Origin of the sequence: Pseudomonas putida (assembly GCF_001636055.1) — a bacterium.
GTDB lineage: Bacteria > Pseudomonadota > Gammaproteobacteria > Pseudomonadales > Pseudomonadaceae > Aquipseudomonas > Aquipseudomonas machongensis.
On the sequence record NZ_CP011789.1, the window covers coordinates 1,016,761 to 1,032,669 of the forward strand.

General features: G+C 57.0%; 10 protein-coding genes, 5 tRNA genes and 3 rRNA genes. 15 read left to right on the forward strand and 3 right to left on the reverse strand.

Going from position 1 to position 15,909, the window contains the following annotated elements; genetic code table 11:
• Positions 1-10: 10 nt before the first annotated feature.
• Entirely contained in the window at positions 11-436 is a 426-nt protein-coding gene (gene hemJ, locus AB688_RS04495; RefSeq protein ID WP_054892249.1) for a protoporphyrinogen oxidase HemJ, read from the reverse strand.
• A 141-nt stretch (positions 437-577) separates the two neighbouring features.
• Between hemJ and argC the strand changes: the two genes are divergently transcribed.
• Both argC and erpA read left to right on the forward strand, forming a co-directional pair.
• Positions 578-1,612, forward strand: coding sequence for an N-acetyl-gamma-glutamyl-phosphate reductase (gene argC, locus AB688_RS04500; RefSeq protein ID WP_063542462.1), 1,035 nt, complete (start codon positions 578-580; stop codon positions 1,610-1,612).
• Positions 1,613-1,756: 144 nt separating this feature from the next.
• Positions 1,757-2,107 (forward strand): iron-sulfur cluster insertion protein ErpA, encoded by a 351-nt coding sequence (gene erpA / locus AB688_RS04505; RefSeq protein WP_029615063.1) that lies wholly within the window; start codon positions 1,757-1,759, stop codon positions 2,105-2,107.
• Positions 2,108-2,161: 54 nt separating this feature from the next.
• Here erpA and AB688_RS04510 read toward each other — a convergent pair whose 3' ends face one another.
• Together AB688_RS04510 and AB688_RS04515 are read right to left on the reverse strand one after the other, a co-directional pair.
• Positions 2,162-3,253: an anhydro-N-acetylmuramic acid kinase gene (locus AB688_RS04510; protein WP_063542464.1), complete on the reverse strand. Its 1,092-nt coding sequence runs from the start codon at positions 3,251-3,253 to the stop codon at positions 2,162-2,164.
• Positions 3,254-3,256: 3 nt separating this feature from the next.
• Positions 3,257-4,678 (reverse strand): peptidoglycan DD-metalloendopeptidase family protein, encoded by a 1,422-nt coding sequence (locus AB688_RS04515; RefSeq protein ID WP_063542466.1) that lies wholly within the window; start codon positions 4,676-4,678, stop codon positions 3,257-3,259.
• Positions 4,679-4,911: 233 nt separating this feature from the next.
• Here AB688_RS04515 and tyrS point away from each other — a divergent pair, with 233 nt between their 5' ends.
• From tyrS to tuf, 13 genes are all read left to right on the forward strand, one after another.
• Positions 4,912-6,111 carry a tyrosine--tRNA ligase gene (gene tyrS / locus AB688_RS04520; RefSeq protein WP_063542468.1) on the forward strand — a complete coding sequence of 400 codons (1,200 nt, stop codon included), beginning with the start codon at positions 4,912-4,914 and terminating at the stop codon, positions 6,109-6,111.
• Positions 6,112-6,682: 571 nt separating this feature from the next.
• Positions 6,683-8,219, forward strand: a 16S ribosomal RNA gene (locus AB688_RS04525).
• A 76-nt stretch (positions 8,220-8,295) separates the two neighbouring features.
• Positions 8,296-8,372 (forward strand) — tRNA-Ile (locus AB688_RS04530).
• A gap of 6 nt (positions 8,373-8,378) precedes the next feature.
• Positions 8,379-8,454, forward strand: a tRNA-Ala gene (locus AB688_RS04535).
• A 222-nt stretch (positions 8,455-8,676) separates the two neighbouring features.
• A 23S ribosomal RNA gene (locus tag AB688_RS04540) occupies positions 8,677-11,569 on the forward strand.
• 133 nt (positions 11,570-11,702) lie between these two features.
• Positions 11,703-11,818, forward strand: a 5S ribosomal RNA gene (gene rrf, locus AB688_RS04545).
• Together the 16S, 23S and 5S rRNA genes with 2 tRNA genes alongside form the textbook arrangement of a ribosomal RNA operon.
• A 210-nt stretch (positions 11,819-12,028) precedes the next feature.
• Positions 12,029-12,988 carry a bifunctional biotin--[acetyl-CoA-carboxylase] ligase/biotin operon repressor BirA gene (gene birA, locus AB688_RS04550; RefSeq protein ID WP_054895649.1) on the forward strand — a complete coding sequence of 320 codons (960 nt, stop codon included), beginning with the start codon at positions 12,029-12,031 and terminating at the stop codon, positions 12,986-12,988.
• Positions 12,978-13,727, forward strand: a complete 750-nt coding sequence (locus AB688_RS04555; RefSeq protein WP_063542470.1) for a pantothenate kinase — start codon at positions 12,978-12,980, stop codon at positions 13,725-13,727. Before birA ends, AB688_RS04555 begins: the two co-directional genes overlap by 11 nt.
• A gap of 7 nt (positions 13,728-13,734) precedes the next feature.
• Positions 13,735-14,160, forward strand: a complete 426-nt coding sequence (locus AB688_RS04560; protein WP_063542473.1) for a hypothetical protein — start codon at positions 13,735-13,737, stop codon at positions 14,158-14,160.
• Positions 14,161-14,303: 143 nt separating this feature from the next.
• Positions 14,304-14,387, forward strand: a tRNA-Tyr gene (locus AB688_RS04565).
• 24 nt (positions 14,388-14,411) lie between these two features.
• Positions 14,412-14,485 (forward strand) — tRNA-Gly (locus AB688_RS04570).
• Between the two features lie 28 nt (positions 14,486-14,513).
• Positions 14,514-14,589, forward strand: a tRNA-Thr gene (locus AB688_RS04575).
• Between the two features lie 79 nt (positions 14,590-14,668).
• Positions 14,669-15,862 carry an elongation factor Tu gene (gene tuf, locus AB688_RS04580; protein ID WP_013970626.1) on the forward strand — a complete coding sequence of 398 codons (1,194 nt, stop codon included), beginning with the start codon at positions 14,669-14,671 and terminating at the stop codon, positions 15,860-15,862.
• Positions 15,863-15,909 lie beyond the last annotated feature (47 nt).

Sequence of the window (15,909 nt, forward strand, 5' to 3'; positions counted from 1 at the left end):
GGGGGTATGCTCAGAACGGTTTGACCACCACCAGAATTACGACAGCCAGCAGGATCAATACCGGTACTTCGTTGAACCAGCGGTAGTACACATGGCTGCGGGTGTTCTGCCCGGCGGCGAAGCGTTTGCGCTGTGCGCCGCAGACGTGATGGTAGCCGGTCAGCAGGATCACCAGGGTCAGCTTGGCATGCAGCCAGCCTTGGCTCAGCCAGCCGGGCGTGAGGTAGAGCATCCAGATACCGAACACGTAGGTGGCGATCATCGCCGGGTTCATGATGCCGCGGTACAGCTTGCGCTCCATGGTGACGAAGCGTTCCTGGCTGATGCTGTCCTGGCTCTGGGCGTGATAGACGAACAGGCGCGGCAGGTAGAACAGACCTGCGAACCAGCAGACCACGCTGACGATATGCAGCGCCTTGATCCAGAGATAGAGCATGGGGGAGTTCCTTCAGGTTTTCACGGTGGTCAGATAGTAGTGGTCCGGCGCTGCGAAGGGGTACCCAAGAGTTGTTACAGGCGTCACGTAACCCTATTATCGTGCGCTTTCCAGTGGTCTCGTTGATGAGGGGCAAGCGTTATGATCAAGGTCGGTATCGTCGGCGGCACGGGTTACACCGGTGTCGAACTGTTGCGCCTGCTGGCACAGCACCCACAGGCCGAGGTAGCGGTCATCACATCGCGCTCCGAGGCGGGTGTCGCGGTGGCCGACATGTACCCGAACCTGCGCGGCCACTATGACGGTTTGCAGTTCAGCGTACCGGACAGCAAGACGCTCGGCGCCTGTGACGTGGTGTTCTTCGCCACACCGCATGGCGTTGCCCATGCCCTGGCCGGCGAGTTGCTGGCTGCCGGGACCAAAGTCATCGACCTGTCTGCCGACTTCCGTCTGCAGGACGCTGTCGAGTGGGGCAAGTGGTACGGCCAGCCGCATGGCGCGCCGGAACTGCTCAAGGATGCCGTCTACGGCCTGCCTGAAGTGAACCGCGAGAAGATCCGCCAAGCGCGCCTGATCGCCGTGCCGGGTTGCTACCCGACCGCGACCCAGCTTGGTTTCCTGCCATTGCTCGAAGCGGGTCTGGCCGATCCGTCGCGCCTGATTGCCGACTGCAAGTCGGGTGTCAGTGGCGCCGGCCGTGGTGCTGCAGTGGGCTCGCTGTTCTGCGAGGCCGGCGAAAGCATGAAGGCCTATGCAGTCAAAGGGCACCGCCACCTGCCAGAAATCAGCCAGGGCCTGCGCCTGGCAGCGGGCAAGGATATCGGTCTGACCTTCGTGCCTCACCTGACTCCAATGATTCGCGGTATTCATGCCACCCTCTACGCGAATGTTGTCGACACCTCGGTCGACCTGCAGGCGCTGTTCGAGAAACGCTATGCGAACGAGCCGTTCGTCGACGTGATGCCGGCCGGTAGTCACCCTGAGACCCGCAGCGTGCGTGGCGCCAACGTCTGCCGTATCGCCGTCCATCGCCCGCAGGGTGGTGATCTGGTGGTGGTGCTGTCGGTGATCGACAACTTGGTCAAGGGCGCGTCCGGCCAGGCGGTGCAGAACCTGAACATCCTGTTCGGGCTGGATGAGCGCATGGGCCTGTCCCACGCTGGCCTGCTGCCTTAATCGTCAAGCAGGTGAATAGGCCCGCCTCGTGCGGGCCTTTTCGTTTGTGTCGACCAAAGCCGCACAATTCTTGACCAATTTTCTCGGAGAAGCGGATAATGCGCGTCATCGAGTTTTATGGCGGCTTACGCCGGGAGAACCAACATGAGCGTTGAAACCTTCACCCCCACCGCTTTGGAGTTTACCCAAGGGGCTGCGCACAAGGTGAAGACCCTGGTATCCGAAGAAGGCAATGATCGCCTCAAGCTGCGTGTGTTCGTCACAGGCGGCGGCTGCTCGGGTTTCCAGTACGGCTTCACCTTCGATGAAGACGTGGCCGAGGACGACACCATTGTCGAGCGCGAAGGCGTTTCGCTGGTCGTTGACCCAATGAGCTTCCAGTATCTGGCGGGCGCCGAAGTGGACTACCAGGAAGGCCTGGAAGGCTCTCGCTTCGTGATCAAGAACCCGAACGCCGCTACCACCTGCGGGTGCGGTTCGTCGTTTTCGATCTGAGTCGCGCTTGAACGAAAACGCCGCGCAATTGCGCGGCGTTTTCGTTTCTGTCTTTCAGGCTGGGTAGATCGCGCCCAGTACTCGTAGCCCTCTGGCAGCCGTGACACTTGGGCGGTTAGCCGGGATGCCTTCGAGGCAGCAATGAGCCAGCCATGCGAATGCCATTGCCTCGACCCAGTCCGGATCGATACCTTGGGCGCTGGTGCTGGTCACTTTCGCGGCAGGCAGCAAGGCGGCCAGCCGATTCATCAGGGTGCCATTGCGCGCGCCGCCGCCGCAGACCATCAGGGCCTCGGTATCCTGCTGGGCATTGCGCAAGGCATCGGTGATGCTGCGTGCAGTCAGCTCCAGCAGCGTGGCCTGAACGTCTTCGTCGCGGTAGTGCGGCAACGTTGCCAGGTGGGCATCGAGCCAGGGCAGGTTGAATACCTCGCGCCCGGTGCTCTTGGGGCCGTTGCCGGCAAAGAACGGGTCGCTCAGCAGTGCCGCCAGCAATTGGTCCTGCACCTTGCCACTCGCCGCCCATGCGCCATCGGCGTCGAAGGTCTGGCCGCGCTTGCGCTCGATCCATGCATCCAGCAGCACATTGCCCGGGCCGCAGTCGAAGCCATGTACCGGAGTGTCCTGGGCAATTAGGCTCAGGTTGCTGAAGCCGCCGACGTTGAGTACGGCCAGGCGCTGTCCCAGATGGCCGAACAAGGCTTCGTGGAAGGCCGGGACCAGCGGTGCGCCCTGGCCACCTGCGGCCACATCGCGGCGACGGAAATCACCCACCACGCAGATGCCGGTCAACTCGGCGAGCAAGGCCGGATTACCGATCTGCAAGGTGAAGCCTCGGGCCGGTTCGTGGCGGATGGTCTGGCCGTGGCTGCCGATGGCGCGGATGGCGCTGGGCTCGAGTTTCTGCTCGGTCAGCAATTGCTGTATGCCTTCTGCAGCAAGGCCAGCCCAGCGGTTCTCGGCCAGCGCTGCCCGTGCGATCTCGTCAGGGCCGCTGGCGCAGAGGCTCAGCAGGTCCTGGCGAAGGTCGGAGGGCATGGGCAGGTAGCGGGTGGCGAGCAATCGGGGCTGCTCGCCTTGTTCGATCAGGGCAATGTCCAGGCCGTCAAGGCTGGTGCCGGACATCACCCCCAGGTAGAACGCCATGAATCAGCGCTTGTTGGCGGCGAGCAGCGTGGCCTTTTCCTGATCCATGCGAGCGATCAGGGGTTGGCTTTGCTGCATGAAGCGCTGGCGCTCGGCCTTGGCGATCGGATCGGCCATTGGCACCTTCTGGCTCAGCGGGTCGACATGGACGCCGTTGACCTGGAACTCGTAGTGCAGGTGTGGGCCAGTGGAGAGACCGGTGGTGCCGATATAGCCGATGATCTGGCCCTGCTTGACGTTGCTGCCGGTCTTGATGCCTTTGGCGAAGCCCTGCATGTGGCCATACAGGGTCTTGTAGGTGTTGCCGTGGGCGATGATGACGGTGTTGCCGTAGCCGCCCCGGCGGCCGGCCAGCTCGATGCGGCCATCACCGGCTGCCTTGATTGGCGTGCCGCGAGGCGCTGCATAGTCGACACCCTTGTGGGCGCGAATCTTGTTCAGGATCGGGTGCTTGCGTCCGGCGGAGAAGCGCGAGCTGATGCGGGCGAAGTCTACCGGTGTGCGGATGAACGCCTTGCGCAGGCTGTTGCCGTCAGCGGTGTAGTAGCTGGTATTGCCCTGTTTGTTGGTGTAGCGCACGGCGGTGTAGGTCTTGCCGCGATTGGTGAAACGCGCCGAGAGGATGTTGCCGGTGCCGATCACCTTGCCATCCATGACCTTCTGTTCGTAGACCACGTCGAATTCGTCGCCAGGGCGGATGTCCTGGGCGAAGTCGATGTCGTAGCCCAGCACGCGGGCCATATCCATGGTCAGGCTGTGGGAAAGGCCGGCACGTTGGGCCGAGGCCGAGAGCGAACTCTTGATGACGCCATGGGCGTAGGCGGTTCGCACCAGGGGCTTGGTGATTTCGCGCTCGAACGCGTAACCCTTGTCGGTCTTGTTCAGGCGGATGCTTTCGAGGTTGCTGACCTGGCTGTGCAAGCTGGCCAGTTGGCCGTCCTTGTCCAGCTCGAACTGCAGTACCTGGCCGTGTTTAAGCTGGCTGAACTGCTTGGCTTGCTTGTCGCTGGCCAGCACGTCATGCACGACGTTGGCAGGCAGGCCCACTTTGGCGAACAGCGTGGAGAGGGTGTCGCCACGGGCGACGACGACTTCGCGATGGCCGGGAGCCTTGTCTTGCGCCTTTTCCTGTGCGACGGGTTGCGGTTGCTCGGCGGCCTGTTCTGTAGCGGGTTCATCCCCTTCGATCTGGGCGAAGGGCGAGCCGGTGGATTCGGTGGACTGCACCAGCGGTGCGGCCTTGGATTCGTCCTTGAGTTGCTCGGCCGGGGTTTCGAGCTCGAGGCTGAGGGTGGTCTTCTTCGCTTCTACGTCGCTGGAGGGAAATACCAGCAAGGCCAGGCTGAGCAGGGCGGCGATGCCGCTGGCGGCCAACAGATGGCTTTTCGGATAAAGCGGGGGCGCTTTAGGCGTGTCGTTGGTCATAGATAAGGTGACTTTGAAAAAGTGAATGAAAAAGGTGACTGAATACGCTGAAAAAGATGAATGACATGATGAAGATGAAATAACTGTATAAAATATAACCAAATCCATTTTCGCGCAAGGGCGCGTAGACGCCGCAAGGCGCCTCTCGGGTCACATTCCTTTGCGAAACTTGTATTTGACGGCCGATCTTGTATGGTTGGTCCCCTTTGAATCTGAGCCTTGCGGGTCTGTCTATGAAGTCGGTTGAAGAGCAGCTGGCGCTTATCAAGCGCGGTGCGGAAGAGGTGTTGGTCGAGTCGGAACTGGTGGAGAAGCTCAAGCGCGGCCAGCCGCTGCGTATCAAGGCTGGCTTCGACCCAACGGCTCCTGATCTGCATCTGGGCCATACCGTACTGATCAACAAGCTGCGGCAGTTCCAGGAGCTGGGGCACCAGGTGATCTTCCTGATCGGTGACTTCACCGGCATGATCGGTGACCCGAGCGGCAAAAGTGCCACGCGCCCGCCGCTGACCCGTGAGCAGGTTCTGGACAACGCCGAAACCTATAAACAGCAAGTGTTCAAGATTCTCGACCCGGCCAAGACCGAGGTGGCGTTCAACTCCACCTGGATGGATACGCTGACCCCGGCCGACTTCATTCGCCTGGCGTCCCAGTACACCGTCGCGCGCATGCTCGAACGTGACGACTTCGACAAGCGCTACACCAGCCAGCAGCCGATCGCCATCCATGAGTTCCTCTATCCGCTGGTGCAGGGTTACGACTCGGTTGCGCTCAAGGCTGATGTCGAACTGGGTGGTACCGACCAGAAGTTCAACCTGCTGATGGGGCGTGAGCTGCAGCGCGCCTATGGTCAGGAAGCTCAGAACATCGTGACCATGCCGTTGCTGGAAGGGCTCGATGGCGTGAAGAAGATGTCCAAGTCGCTGGGCAATTATGTGGGTATCCAGGAAGCGCCTGGGGTGATGTACAGCAAGTTGGTGTCGATTCCGGATACGCTGATGTGGCGTTACTTCGAGCTGCTGAGCTTCCGCTCGATGGAGGAAATCGATCAGTTTCGTGCGGATGTCGAGAAGGGCGCGAACCCTCGTGACATCAAGATCAAGCTGGCCGAAGAGATCGTGGCGCGTTTCCATGGTGAAGAGGCTGCGGCGAACGCTCACCGCGCTGCCGGCAACCGCATGAAGGATGGCGAGCTGCCGGAAGATCTTCCGGAGATCGAAGTGGTTGCGGCTGAGGCCCTGCCGATCGCGGCGGTGCTCAATCGTGCGGGCCTGGTGAAGAACTCGGCACAGGCACGTGATCTGCTAGGCAGTGGTGCGGTCAAGGTTGATGGTGCAGTCATCGACAAGGACTTCATGTTCGCGCTGGGTGCTACCCATGTGTGCCAGGCGGGCAAGAAGTCGTTTGGACGGGTTACGCTGAAGGCTGAGTGATCGCCTGATGGTGCAGCTATATATAAGCGGGGAGGCCGACAGGCCTCCCCGCTGTGTTCTCAGCGATCTGAAAGATTCTTGAAATAAAAGGTTGACGCCCTCTCATATCCCCTTATAATGCGCCCCACTTCCGCAGCAAACGGAGCGCAAAAATTCTTGTTAATCAATGAGTTAAGCGATTTCGGCAAGGCGTGAAGGGCTTCGGTCACCTGATCGGCAGCGGTGAAAAAGGCAGTTGACAGCATCTTCGAGTGCTGTATGATTCGCCTCCCGCTACGAGAGATCGCAGCGAGTCAAGTGTTTGAAGCTAAACGAGTTTCTCGGAAAAAACTTCAAAATAAACGCTTGACAGCCAATGAGGAAAGCGTAGAATGCGCGCCTCGGTTGAGACGAAAGGCTCTTAACCAAACGCTCTTTAACAAATCGAATCAAGCAATTCGTGTGGGTGCTTGTGAGTACGGACTGATAGTCGCCAAGATTATCAGCATCACAAGTGGCCATGCGAGAAATCACATAGTCATTTGAGATTGCTGAGCCAAGTTTAGGGTTTCTTAAAAACCCAAGCAGTATTGAACTGAAGAGTTTGATCATGGCTCAGATTGAACGCTGGCGGCAGGCCTAACACATGCAAGTCGAGCGGATGACGGGAGCTTGCTCCTTGATTCAGCGGCGGACGGGTGAGTAATGCCTAGGAATCTGCCTGGTAGTGGGGGACAACGTTTCGAAAGGAACGCTAATACCGCATACGTCCTACGGGAGAAAGCAGGGGACCTTCGGGCCTTGCGCTATCAGATGAGCCTAGGTCGGATTAGCTAGTTGGTGAGGTAATGGCTCACCAAGGCGACGATCCGTAACTGGTCTGAGAGGATGATCAGTCACACTGGAACTGAGACACGGTCCAGACTCCTACGGGAGGCAGCAGTGGGGAATATTGGACAATGGGCGAAAGCCTGATCCAGCCATGCCGCGTGTGTGAAGAAGGTCTTCGGATTGTAAAGCACTTTAAGTTGGGAGGAAGGGCAGTAAGTTAATACCTTGCTGTTTTGACGTTACCGACAGAATAAGCACCGGCTAACTCTGTGCCAGCAGCCGCGGTAATACAGAGGGTGCAAGCGTTAATCGGAATTACTGGGCGTAAAGCGCGCGTAGGTGGTTCGTTAAGTTGGATGTGAAAGCCCCGGGCTCAACCTGGGAACTGCATCCAAAACTGGCGAGCTAGAGTATGGTAGAGGGTGGTGGAATTTCCTGTGTAGCGGTGAAATGCGTAGATATAGGAAGGAACACCAGTGGCGAAGGCGACCACCTGGACTGATACTGACACTGAGGTGCGAAAGCGTGGGGAGCAAACAGGATTAGATACCCTGGTAGTCCACGCCGTAAACGATGTCAACTAGCCGTTGGAATCCTTGAGATTTTAGTGGCGCAGCTAACGCATTAAGTTGACCGCCTGGGGAGTACGGCCGCAAGGTTAAAACTCAAATGAATTGACGGGGGCCCGCACAAGCGGTGGAGCATGTGGTTTAATTCGAAGCAACGCGAAGAACCTTACCAGGCCTTGACATGCAGAGAACTTTCCAGAGATGGATTGGTGCCTTCGGGAACTCTGACACAGGTGCTGCATGGCTGTCGTCAGCTCGTGTCGTGAGATGTTGGGTTAAGTCCCGTAACGAGCGCAACCCTTGTCCTTAGTTACCAGCACGTTATGGTGGGCACTCTAAGGAGACTGCCGGTGACAAACCGGAGGAAGGTGGGGATGACGTCAAGTCATCATGGCCCTTACGGCCTGGGCTACACACGTGCTACAATGGTCGGTACAGAGGGTTGCCAAGCCGCGAGGTGGAGCTAATCTCACAAAACCGATCGTAGTCCGGATCGCAGTCTGCAACTCGACTGCGTGAAGTCGGAATCGCTAGTAATCGCGAATCAGAATGTCGCGGTGAATACGTTCCCGGGCCTTGTACACACCGCCCGTCACACCATGGGAGTGGGTTGCACCAGAAGTAGCTAGTCTAACCTTCGGGAGGACGGTTACCACGGTGTGATTCATGACTGGGGTGAAGTCGTAACAAGGTAGCCGTAGGGGAACCTGCGGCTGGATCACCTCCTTAATCGAAGACATCAGCCTGCTGATGAGCTCCCACACGAATTGCTTGATTCATTGTGAAGACGATCAAGACCCTATATAGGTCTGTAGCTCAGTTGGTTAGAGCGCACCCCTGATAAGGGTGAGGTCGGCAGTTCAAATCTGCCCAGACCTACCAATATGCGGGGCCATAGCTCAGCTGGGAGAGCGCCTGCCTTGCACGCAGGAGGTCAGCGGTTCGATCCCGCTTGGCTCCACCACTTACGCTGTACCTTGATCAGAACCTAGAAATGAACATTCGTCGATGAATGCTGATTTCTGGCTTTTGTCAGATCGTTCTTTAAAAATTCGGATATGTGATAGAAATAGACTGAATGCCAGTTTCACTGCTGGTAGTTCAGGCTAAGGTAAAATTTGTGAGTTCTCACGAATTTTCGGCGAATGTCGTCTTCACAGTATAACCAGATTGCTTGGGGTTATATGGTCAAGTGAAGAAGCGCATACGGTGGATGCCTTGGCAGTCAGAGGCGATGAAAGACGTGGTAGCCTGCGATAAGCTTTGGGGAGTCGGCAAACAGACTGTGATCCAGAGATCTCTGAATGGGGGAACCCACTCAGCATAAGCTGAGTATCTTGTACTGAATCCATAGGTGCAAGAGGCGAACCAGGGGAACTGAAACATCTAAGTACCCTGAGGAAAAGAAATCAACCGAGATTCCCTTAGTAGTGGCGAGCGAACGGGGACCAGCCCTTAAGCTGGGTTGAGATTAGTGGAACGCTCTGGAAAGTGCGGCCATAGTGGGTGATAGCCCCGTACACGAAAATCTCTTGCCAGTGAAATCGAGTAGGACGGAGCACGAGAAACTTTGTCTGAACATGGGGGGACCATCCTCCAAGGCTAAATACTACTGACTGACCGATAGTGAACCAGTACCGTGAGGGAAAGGCGAAAAGAACCCCGGAGAGGGGAGTGAAATAGAACCTGAAACCGTATGCGTACAAGCAGTGGGAGCCTACTTTGTTAGGTGACTGCGTACCTTTTGTATAATGGGTCAGCGACTTATATTCAGTGGCGAGCTTAACCGAATAGGGGAGGCGTAGCGAAAGCGAGTCTTAATAGGGCGCTTTAGTCGCTGGGTATAGACCCGAAACCGGGCGATCTATCCATGGGCAGGTTGAAGGTTAGGTAACACTGACTGGAGGACCGAACCGACTACCGTTGAAAAGTTAGCGGATGACCTGTGGATCGGAGTGAAAGGCTAATCAAGCTCGGAGATAGCTGGTTCTCCTCGAAAGCTATTTAGGTAGCGCCTCATGTATCACTGCTGGGGGTAGAGCACTGTTTCGGCTAGGGGGTCATCCCGACTTACCAAACCGATGCAAACTCCGAATACCAGCAAGTGCCGAGCATGGGAGACACACGGCGGGTGCTAACGTCCGTCGTGAAAAGGGAAACAACCCAGACCGTCAGCTAAGGTCCCAAAGTCATGGTTAAGTGGGAAACGATGTGGGAAGGCTTAGACAGCTAGGAGGTTGGCTTAGAAGCAGCCACCCTTTAAAGAAAGCGTAATAGCTCACTAGTCGAGTCGGCCTGCGCGGAAGATGTAACGGGGCTCAAACCATGCACCGAAGCTACGGGTATCACCTCTGGTGATGCGGTAGAGGAGCGTTCTGTAAGCCTGTGAAGGTGAGTTGAGAAGCTTGCTGGAGGTATCAGAAGTGCGAATGCTGACATGAGTAACGACAATGCGAGTGAAAAACTCGCACGCCGAAAGACCAAGGTTTCCTGCGCAACGTTAATCGACGCAGGGTTAGTCGGTCCCTAAGGCGAGGCTGAAAAGCGTAGTCGATGGAAAACAGGTTAATATTCCTGTACTTCCAGTTATTGCGATGGAGGGACGGAGAAGGTTAGGCCAGCCTGGCGTTGGTTGTCCAGGTTTAAGGTGGTAGGCTGAAATCTTAGGCAAATCCGGGATTTCAAGGCCGAGAGCTGATGACGAGCGCTCTTTAGAGTGCGAAGTGGTTGATACCATGCTTCCAAGAAAAGCTCCTAAGCTTCAGATAACTGGGAACCGTACCCCAAACCGACACAGGTGGTTAGGTAGAGAATACCAAGGCGCTTGAGAGAACTCGGGTGAAGGAACTAGGCAAAATGGCACCGTAACTTCGGGAGAAGGTGCGCCGGCGAGGGTGAAGGACTTGCTCCGTAAGCCCATGCCGGTCGAAGATACCAGGCCGCTGCGACTGTTTATTAAAAACACAGCACTCTGCAAACACGAAAGTGGACGTATAGGGTGTGACGCCTGCCCGGTGCCGGAAGGTTAATTGATGGGGTTAGCGCAAGCGAAGCTCTTGATCGAAGCCCCGGTAAACGGCGGCCGTAACTATAACGGTCCTAAGGTAGCGAAATTCCTTGTCGGGTAAGTTCCGACCTGCACGAATGGCGTAACGATGGCGGCGCTGTCTCCACCCGAGACTCAGTGAAATTGAAATCGCTGTGAAGATGCAGTGTATCCGCGGCTAGACGGAAAGACCCCGTGAACCTTTACTATAGCTTTGCACTGGACTTTGAGCTTGCTTGTGTAGGATAGGTGGGAGGCTTTGAAGTGGGGACGCCAGTTCTCATGGAGCCATCCTTGAAATACCACCCTGGCAACCTTGAGGTTCTAACTCAGGTCCGTAATCCGGATCGAGGACAGTGTATGGTGGGTAGTTTGACTGGGGCGGTCTCCTCCCAAAGAGTAACGGAGGAGTACGAAGGTGCGCTCAGACCGGTCGGAAATCGGTCGTAGAGTATAAAGGCAAAAGCGCGCTTGACTGCGAGACACACACGTCGAGCAGGTACGAAAGTAGGTCTTAGTGATCCGGTGGTTCTGTATGGAAGGGCCATCGCTCAACGGATAAAAGGTACTCCGGGGATAACAGGCTGATACCGCCCAAGAGTTCATATCGACGGCGGTGTTTGGCACCTCGATGTCGGCTCATCACATCCTGGGGCTGAAGCCGGTCCCAAGGGTATGGCTGTTCGCCATTTAAAGTGGTACGCGAGCTGGGTTTAGAACGTCGTGAGACAGTTCGGTCCCTATCTGCCGTGGACGTTTGAGATTTGAGAGGGGCTGCTCCTAGTACGAGAGGACCGGAGTGGACGAACCTCTGGTGTTCCGGTTGTCACGCCAGTGGCATTGCCGGGTAGCTATGTTCGGAAGAGATAACCGCTGAAAGCATCTAAGCGGGAAACTTGCCTCAAGATGAGATCTCACTGGGATCTTGAATCCCCTAAAGGGCCGTCGAAGACTACGACGTTGATAGGTTGGGTGTGTAAGCGCTGTGAGGCGTTGAGCTAACCAATACTAATTGCCCGTGAGGCTTGACCATATAACACCCAAGCAATTTGCTTTGCAGATTGCGGTGGTGAAGACGAAACGAACCGAAAGTTCGAAGCGACTCACAAAGATCACATATCCGAATTGGCTGGCGTGTCTGCAAAGACGCACTGGCAACCGAATTTCTTGACGACCATAGAGCATTGGAACCACCTGATCCCATCCCGAACTCAGCAGTGAAACGATGCATCGCCGATGGTAGTGTGGGGTTTCCCCATGTGAGAGTAGGTCATCGTCAAGATTCATTTCGCAAAACCCCTATCTGCGCGAGCAGGTAGGGGTTTTGTCTTTCTGGCGTTCGCCAGATCTCATCGCTCCCCCGCGCCGACACCGCGCACGCCACGGGACACATCGGCGCCCTCCCTTTCTCGCGGGGATATCCCTGCCCTTTTCCTATGCAATCCAGCAGCCCGTGGCTATCATGCCAGCCTTATTCCAAGTCGAGACTGGCATGCTGAAGTTGTTGAATCTCCTCAAGGATGGCCGATTTCATTCTGGCCAGGCCCTGGGGGAAGCCATGGGGGTAAGCCGCAGTGCTGTGTGGAAGCAGCTGCAGCACCTCGAAAGCGAGCTGAACCTCACCATTCACAAGGTGCGTGGTCGTGGATACCAGCTGGCTACGCCATTGAGCCTGCTCGAGGCGTCGGCGATTGCTGCATTCACGCAGGGTGAGCAATGGCCTGTTCTTGTCCATGACTCGATAGATTCGACCAATGCCGAGGCCCTGCGTCTGATTGGAAAGGGGCAAGCAGCTCCCTTCCTGGTGCTCGCCGAGCGCCAGAGTGCTGGTCGTGGTCGGCGCGGCCGACACTGGGTCAGCCCGTTCGCTGAGAATCTCTATTACAGCCTGGTGCTCCGGGTAGAGGGTGGCATGCGCCAGCTTGAGGGGCTGAGTCTGGTCGTTGGCCTCGCGGTAATGCGCACGCTGCATACGTTCGGTGTAAAGGGAGCGGGGCTGAAATGGCCCAATGACGTTCTTGTCGCTAACAAGAAGATTGTCGGCATTCTTCTGGAGCTGGTTGGCGACCCCGCGGATGTCTGTCACGTCGTGCTAGGTGTCGGCATCAATGTGAACATGCAGAGCAATGATCAGGTCGACCAGCAATGGACATCGATGCGTCGGGAGACTGGCGATCTCATTGATCGCAATCGTCTGGTTGCGCAGTTGAACCAGCAATTGCAGCATGAGCTTTCACGCCATCGTCGCTATGGTTTCGCTGCTTTCCAGGAGGAATGGGAGCAGGCGCATCTGTGGCAGGGGCGCAAGGTCTCGCTGATCGCCGGCAATCAGACGGTCGATGGCATTGTGCTGGGTGTGGACGGGCAGGGCGGTCTACGCATGGATGTCGAGGGTGTGGAGAAGAGCTTCAGTGGTGGAGAGCTCGGGTTGAGGTTGCGCGATGATTCTTGAGCTCGATTGCGGTAATAGCTTTATCAAGTGGCGTGTGATTCATGCTGCGGATGCCACCATTGTGGGTGGCGGTATCGTCGATTCGGATCAGGCGCTGCTGGCCGCTGTCGGAGGGCTGGCTGCCGCGCGCCTGGCGGGTGCACGGATGGTCAGCGTGCGCAGCGAGGAAGAAACCGATGCGCTGTGCGAGGCGATCAGGCAAGCCTTCGCTGTTGACGTGCGGGTTGCGCGTCCTGTCATTGAAATGGCGGGAGTACGCAATGGCTATGAAGATCATGAGCGCCTGGGCATGGATCGCTGGCTGGCCGCCCTCGGTGCATTCCACCTGGCCAAAGGGGCTTGCCTGGTGATGGATTTTGGCACAGCCGCCAAGGCGGACTTCGTGGCGGCGGATGGTCAGCACCTGGGTGGATATATCTGTCCGGGGATGCCTCTGATGCGTAGCCAGCTGCGGACCCATACCCGCCGTATTCGTTATGACGATGCCTCGGCCGAGCGAGCATTGAGCAGTCTTGAGCCCGGGCGCTCCACGGTCGAGGCAGTCGAACGTGGGTGCGTGCTGATGCTGCAGGGGTTCGCCCATACGCAGATCGATCAGGCGCGCGCGCTGTGGGGTAATGAGTTCAGCGTCTTCCTCACGGGAGGCGATGCGCCCCTGGTCCAGGTGTCTGCACCTGGCGCGCGGGTTGTACCGGACCTGGTCTTTGTTGGCCTGGCGATGGCCTGCCCCTTGAGTTGAGGTGCCTATGCGTTGGTTGTTTCTGCTGTTGGTAGTGCTAAATGCCGTCTATTACGTGTGGCACCAGCAGGAGGCGCCGGTACGGGTCAAGGAAGTTGCACCCCTTTCCCTCTACAAGGGAAGTCAGCAGGAGATCCGCCTGCTTCGGGAGACGGGAGCGGCGGCTCCCGCCAGACGCAGGGATGAGTGCCTGGTGGTGGGGGGATTTACCGGGCAGGATGAACTCGTGGCCTTGCGCCAGCGATTGCTGAGCCTGGATATCGCCGCTCAGCCCGTGCAGGGGCAGTTGGCTGGCGCGGACGGCTTCTGGCTCAAGGTCAGCCCTGATAGCGAGCGTTTGCTGGATGAGGCGGTCATTGCCAGTCTTTCCAGTGATTTCAAAGACTTAAAACATAAAATTATTTTCTGCCAGGGTATTGCAACTGGCGAATAGCTTGATAGAATGGCGCCCGCTTCGCAGGGAACACCGCTCAGGTGGTAGTACCGGAAGCATAGTCAAAGCAGCTAACTTTCAGATTTAATTGAAAAAAATGCTTGACTACAGGTCGGCAGGTAAATAGAATGCCCGCCACGTCTGGAGGGATTCCCGAGCGGCCAAAGGGGACGGACTGTAAATCCGTTGCGAGAGCTTCGAAGGTTCGAATCCTTCTCCCTCCACCAGTTTTAGCGAGAGCTGCAAGCTCCGCGGGTATAGTTTAGTGGTAGAACCTCAGCCTTCCAAGCTGATGATGCGGGTTCGATTCCCGCTACCCGCTCCAAGTTTGCTGTTTTGGCACAAAGAGTTTCGCTCTTGTAGCTCAGTTGGTAGAGCACACCCTTGGTAAGGGTGAGGTCAGCGGTTCAAGTCCGCTCAAGAGCTCCATATAAACAAGGCAGATATGAAAATATCTGCCTTTGTTTTATCAGCGTAGTGACTATTTCTTCTGCGGAGGACTGTATCGATGGCTAAGGAAAAGTTTGATCGTTCCCTTCCCCACGTTAACGTCGGCACTATCGGCCACGTTGACCACGGTAAGACCACTCTGACCGCAGCTCTGACTCGCGTCTGCTCCGAAGTTTTCGGTTCGGCAGTCGTTGAGTTCGACAAGATCGACTCGGCTCCGGAAGAAAAAGCGCGCGGTATCACCATCAACACCGCTCACGTCGAGTACAACTCGAACATTCGTCACTACGCTCACGTTGACTGCCCAGGTCACGCTGACTACGTGAAGAACATGATCACCGGTGCTGCCCAGATGGACGGCGCGATCCTGGTTTGCTCGGCTGCCGATGGTCCGATGCCACAAACCCGTGAGCACATCCTGCTGTCCCGTCAGGTAGGCGTTCCGTACATCGTGGTCTTCCTGAACAAGGCTGACCTGGTAGACGACGCTGAGCTGCTGGAACTGGTCGAGATGGAAGTTCGCGACCTGCTGTCCACCTACGACTTCCCAGGCGACGACACTCCGATCATCATCGGTTCGGCTCGTATGGCGCTGGAAGGCAAAGACGACAACGAAATGGGCACTACCGCTGTCAAGAAGCTGGTAGAAACTCTGGATGCCTACATCCCTGAGCCAGTTCGTGCCGTCGACCAGCCGTTCCTGATGCCGATCGAAGACGTATTCTCGATCTCGGGTCGTGGTACCGTTGTTACCGGCCGTATCGAGCGTGGCATCGTCCGCGTTCAGGATCCGCTGGAAATCGTTGGTCTGCGTGACACCACCACCACCACCTGCACCGGTGTTGAGATGTTCCGCAAGCTGCTGGACGAAGGTCGTGCTGGCGAGAACTGCGGCGTTCTGCTGCGTGGTACCAAGCGTGACGACGTTGAGCGTGGCCAGGTTCTGGTCAAGCCAGGTTCGGTCAAGCCGCACACCAAGTTCACCGCAGAAGTCTACGTTCTGTCGAAGGAAGAAGGCGGTCGTCACACTCCGTTCTTCAAAGGCTACCGTCCTCAGTTCTACTTCCGTACCACTGACGTGACCGGTAACTGCGAACTGCCGGAAGGCGTTGAAATGGTAATGCCAGGTGACAACATTCAGATGACTGTCACCCTGATCAAGACCATCGCAATGGAAGACGGTCTGCGCTTCGCCATCCGTGAAGGCGGTCGTACCGTCGGCGCCGGCGTCGTAGCGAAGATTATTGAATAAGTAGTTGATTTATCTAAATCAGGCCGGCATAATGGCCGGCCTGATAC